This is a genomic window from Pseudomonas sp. AGC41 (assembly GCF_057334555.1).
In genome coordinates, this window is record NZ_JBHFJB010000103.1 from 1 (window position 1) to 5,043 (window position 5,043).

A 5,043-nucleotide genomic window follows, 5' to 3' on the forward strand; every position below is an offset into this window, starting at 1 on the left:
CCCCCCCCCCCCCCCCCCCCCCCCACAGGGTGTCGGGGTGCCATTAGATATCTCTACAACCCCGCCAGATGCACCACCAGCTTGACGATGCCAAACAGCGTCAAGGCGAAAATCACCGTGAACGCGATGCCCAGTATCACGAAGTGACTCGGCTTGCCGTGGGTGAAATCCCGGGCGCGGTTCTTGCCGCTCTGCACGCCGAAAGCGGCGGCCAGCACGCTGTGCATCATCTGCAACAGGGTCGGCGGCTTGTCGTCGACTGGATCGTCCATAAATCCCTCGTCTGCCATGGGTTCAGGACAAGCATAGACAACCCCAGGGAAAAGATCGCAGCGCGCCTCGGCTGCGATCTTTTCAGAGGCGCCTGATCAGTTGTCGTAGCCCAGGTTCGGCGCCAGCCAGCGTTCGGTCACGCTCAGGTCCTGGCCCTTGCGCGCGGTGTAGCTCTGCACCTGGTCCTTGTCGATCTTGCCCACGGCGAAATACTGCGCCTGGGGATGGGCGAAGTACCAGCCGCTGACCGCCGCCGCCGGGAACATCGCGTAGTGTTCGGTGAGGAACACGCCGCTGCGCCCGGCTTTCAGTTCGCTGGCCTCGGGGTCGAGCAGGCGGAACAGGGTGGCTTTCTCGGTGTGATCCGGGCAGGCCGGGTAACCCGGGGCAGGGCGGATGCCGGTGTATTGCTCCTTGATCAGCGCCTCGTTGTCCAGGCGCTCATCCTTGGCATAGCCCCAATACTCCTTGCGCACCTGCTGGTGCAGCCATTCGGCGCAGGCTTCGGCCAGGCGGTCGGCCAGGGCCTTGACCATGATCGAGTTGTAGTCGTCGCCGGCGTTCTGGTAGGCCTTGGCGACTTCTTCGGCACCGATGCCGGCGGTGGTGATGAAGCCACCGACGTAGTCGGTCACGCCGCTGTCCTTGGGTGCGACGAAGTCGGCCAGGGAGAAGTTCGGCTTGCCGTCGGTCTTGATGATCTGCTGGCGCAGGTGATGCAGGCGCGCCAGTGGCTTGCCTTGATCGTCGTAGACTTCCAGGTCGTCGTCATGCACTTGGTTCGCCGGCCAGAAGCCGAACACCGCGCGCGCGCTGATGAGCTTCTCGTCGATCAGCTTGCGCAGCATCGCCCGGGCATCGGCGTACAGTGCGGTGGCCGCTTCGCCGACGACTTCGTCGGTGAGGATGCGTGGGTATTTGCCGGCCAGGTCCCAGGAAATGAAAAACGGCGTCCAGTCGATGTACTCGGCCAGGACGTTCAGGTCGATATCGTCCAGCACCCGTGCGCCGGTGAAAGTCGGCTTGACCGGCTGGTAGCTGCTCCAGTCGAACTGCGGCTTCTTCGCCACGGCCGCCGGATAACTCAGGCGCTCGGTGCGGGCGCTGCGGTTGGAGGTGCGCTCGCGCACGTCGATGTAGTCCAGGCGGGTCTTCTCGACGAACGCCGGCTTGAGCTCCTTGGACAGCAACTGCGTTGCCACGCCCACGGCGCGGGAGGCGTCGGTGACATAGATCACTGCGTCATTGCTGTACTTGGGCTCGATCTTCACCGCCGTGTGGGCCTTGGAGGTCGTGGCGCCGCCGATCATCAGCGGCAGGTGGAAATCCTGGCGCTGCATCTCCCGCGCAACATGCACCATTTCGTCCAGGGACGGCGTGATCAGGCCGGACAGGCCGATGATGTCGCACTTCTCGTCCTTGGCCACCTGGAGGATCTTTTCCGCCGGAACCATCACACCCAGATCGACGATGTCATAGCCGTTGCACCCCAACACGACGCCGACAATGTTCTTACCGATGTCGTGGACGTCGCCCTTGACCGTCGCCATCAGGATCTTGCCCTTGGCCTCTGGCTTGTCGCCTTTTTCCGCTTCGATGAACGGGATCAGATGCGCCACGGCCTGCTTCATCACGCGGGCAGACTTGACCACCTGGGGCAGGAACATCTTGCCGGCGCCAAACAGGTCGCCGACGATGTTCATGCCGGCCATCAGCGGGCCTTCGATGACCTCGATCGGCCGGGCGAATGACAACCGCGATTCCTCGGTGTCCTCGACGATGTGGGTGGTAATGCCCTTGACCAGCGCGTGCTCCAGGCGCTTGTTCACTTCCCAGCCGCGCCATTCCTCGGTTTCCGCTTCCTTGACGCTGCCGTCGCCCTTGTACTTGTCGGCGATGGCGAGGAGGGCGTCGGTGCCTTCGGGGGTGCGGTTGAGGATCACGTCTTCCACGGCATCGCGCAGTTCCACCGGGATCTGGTCGTAGATCTCCAGCTGGCCGGCGTTGACGATGCCCATGGTCAGGCCTGCGCGGATCGCGTGCAGCAGGAACACCGAGTGGATCGCCTCGCGCACCGGGTTGTTGCCACGGAACGAGAACGACACGTTGGACACGCCACCGGACGTCAGCGCGTAGGGCAGTTCGTCGCGGATGTAGGCGCAGGCGTTGATGAAGTCCACGGCATAGTTGTTGTGCTCTTCGATACCGGTGGCGACGGCGAAGATGTTCGGGTCGAAGATGATGTCTTCCGGCGGGAAGCCAACCTCGTTGACCAGGATATCGTAGGAGCGCTTGCAGATTTCCTTCTTGCGCGCCTCGGTATCGGCCTGGCCGGCTTCGTCGAACGCCATCACCACCACGGCGGCGCCGTAGCGCTTGCACAGCTTGGCGTGGTGGATGAACTGCTCGACGCCTTCCTTCATGCTGATGGAGTTGACGATGCCCTTGCCCTGGATGCACTTGAGACCCGCTTCGATGACTTCCCACTTGGAGGAGTCGATCATGATCGGCACGCGGGAGATGTCCGGTTCACCGGCAATCAGATTGAGGAAGGTCACCATGGCCTTCTTCGAATCGAGCATGCCCTCGTCCATGTTGATGTCGATCACCTGGGCGCCGGCCTCGACTTGTTGCAGCGCCACTTCCAGGGCTTCGGTGTAGTTGTCTTCGCGGATCAGCCGGGCGAATTTGGCGGAGCCGGTGATGTTGGTCCGCTCGCCGACGTTGACGAACAACGAGCTGCGATCGATGGTGAACGGTTCCAGGCCCGACAGGCGGCAGGCCCGGGGAATCTCCGGAATCGGCCGCGGCGCATAGCCGGCCACAGCCTTGGCGATGGCTTCGATGTGCGCCGGGGTGGTGCCGCAGCAACCGCCGACGATATTGAGGAAGCCGCTCTGGGCGAATTCTTCGATGACCTTGGCGGTGTCCACCGGCAGCTCGTCGTATTCACCGAATTCGTTGGGCAGGCCGGCGTTGGGGTGCGCCGACACATGGGTGCTGGCCTTGTTCGACAGTTCTTCCAGGTACGGGCGCAGTTCGCTGGCGCCGAGGGCACAGTTCAGGCCGACGGAGATCGGCTTGGCGTGGGCCACCGAGTTCCAGAAGGCTTCGGTGGTCTGGCCGGAGAGGGTGCGGCCGGAGGCGTCGGTGATGGTACCGGAAATCATGATCGGCAGCTCGATGCCCAGCTCTTCATAGACGCCTTGCACGGCGAAGATCGCGGCCTTGGCATTGAGCGTGTCGAAAATGGTCTCGATCAGGATGAGGTCGGCGCCGCCTTCGATCAGGCCCTTGGTGGCTTCGGTGTAATTCTCCACCAACTCGTCGAAGGTCACGTTGCGGTAGCCGGGGTTGTTCACGTCCGGGGACAGCGAGCAGGTGCGGCTGGTCGGGCCGAGCACGCCAGCGACGAAGCGCGGCTTGTCCGGGGTTTCGAGGGTCTTGGCGTCGGCCACCTTGCGGGCCAGGCGCGCGCCTTCCAGGTTCAGCTCGTAGGCCAGGCCCTGCATGCCGTAGTCGGCCTGGGACACCTGGGTGGCGTTGAAGGTATTGGTTTCAAGGATGTCGGCGCCAGCATCCAGGTAGGCTTTTTCAATGGCGCCGATCACGTCCGGGCGGCTGAGCACCAGCAAATCGTTGTTGCCCTTGACGTCGCTCGGCCAATCGGCAAAACGCTTGCCGCGGTAGTCCTGCTCTTCCAGCTTGTAGCTCTGGATCATCGTGCCCATGCCGCCGTCGAGGATCAGGATGCGTTCCTTGAGGGCTTGCTGGAGAAGATAAAGGCGAGCGCTGCGATCAGACATAGGACTACCTGGAAAAAAGACCATTACGAAGGCCGGAATGATAGCAAACCTGTGCAGGATTTGATCACGCGGGGCTTTTGCATGAATTTCGCTCACGTTTGCGAGCGGTGCCGGCCCGATCCATTACCGGCTCTGGCCGGTGCAGGGGGGGTCGTGAACAGACCCACATCACCTGCGGCTTGAGCGCAGCGAAGATGGCGCGGATCAAGCGCGACCTCGCCCGGCAGTTGCTGCTTCGCGCCCTTGCGCGGTCGGCTGCTTTCCTGACAAAAATACTGGGACTTTGTCCGGCGCGATGATTGGCGTAAACTGCCGGCAAGCCTGCGAGGAGTTTCCATGACCGCCATTACCATTACCGATGCCGCCCACGATTACCTGGCCGACCTGCTGTCCAAGCAGAACACCCCGGGTATCGGGATCCGCATCTTCATCACCCAGCCCGGCACCCAGTACGCAGAGACGTGCATTGCCTACTGCAAGCCGGGAGAAGAAAAACCCGAAGACACTGCGCTGGGGCTCAAGAGCTTCACCGCCTACATCGACTCGTTCAGCGAAGCGTTCCTGGACGATGCGGTGGTCGACTACGCCACCGACCGCATGGGCGGCCAGCTGACCATCAAGGCGCCGAACGCCAAGGTACCGATGGTCAACGCCGACAGCCCGGTCAACGAGCGCATCAACTATTACCTGCAAACCGAGATCAACCCGGGGCTGGCCAGCCACGGCGGCCAGGTGTCGCTGATCGACGTGGTCGAAGACGGCATCGCCGTGCTTCAGTTCGGCGGCGGTTGCCAGGGCTGCGGCCAGGCCGACGTGACCTTGAAGGAAGGCATCGAGCGCACCTTGCTCGAACGCATCCCGGAACTCAAGGGCGTACGCGACGTGACCGACCACACGCAGAAAGAAAACGCCTACTACTGACAGATGCTTGCTGCGCGCAGAACACTGTGGCGGGGGGGGGGGG

3 protein-coding genes are annotated in these 5,043 nt (G+C 62.8%); 1 reads left to right on the forward strand and 2 read right to left on the reverse strand.

Annotation, left to right across the window (positions count from 1 at the left end):
* Nucleotides 1–53: 53 nt before the first annotated feature.
* Nucleotides 54–272: a DUF2970 domain-containing protein gene (locus ACE04F_RS17600; RefSeq protein ID WP_486108664.1), complete on the reverse strand. Its 219-nt coding sequence runs from the start codon at nt 270–272 to the stop codon at nt 54–56.
* A 96-nt stretch (nt 273–368) separates the two neighbouring features.
* Nucleotides 369–4,079, reverse strand: a complete 3,711-nt coding sequence (metH, locus tag ACE04F_RS17605; RefSeq protein ID WP_486108666.1) for a methionine synthase — start codon at nt 4,077–4,079, stop codon at nt 369–371.
* 336 nt (nt 4,080–4,415) lie between these two features.
* Here metH and nfuA point away from each other — a divergent pair, with 336 nt between their 5' ends.
* Entirely contained in the window at nt 4,416–5,000 is a 585-nt protein-coding gene (nfuA, locus tag ACE04F_RS17610; protein ID WP_003182850.1) for a Fe-S biogenesis protein NfuA, read from the forward strand.
* Nucleotides 5,001–5,043: the final 43 nt, after the last annotated feature.

Excerpts from the sequence above, each read along its gene's own strand:
- ACE04F_RS17600 (WP_486108664.1), bottom strand. The coding sequence starts at position 272 with ATGGACGATCCAGTCGACGACAAGCCGCCGACCCTGTTGCAGATGATG.
- metH (WP_486108666.1), bottom strand. The coding sequence starts at position 4,079 with ATGTCTGATCGCAGCGCTCGCCTTTATCTTCTCCAGCAAGCCCTCAAG.
- nfuA (WP_003182850.1), top strand. The coding sequence starts at position 4,416 with ATGACCGCCATTACCATTACCGATGCCGCCCACGATTACCTGGCCGAC.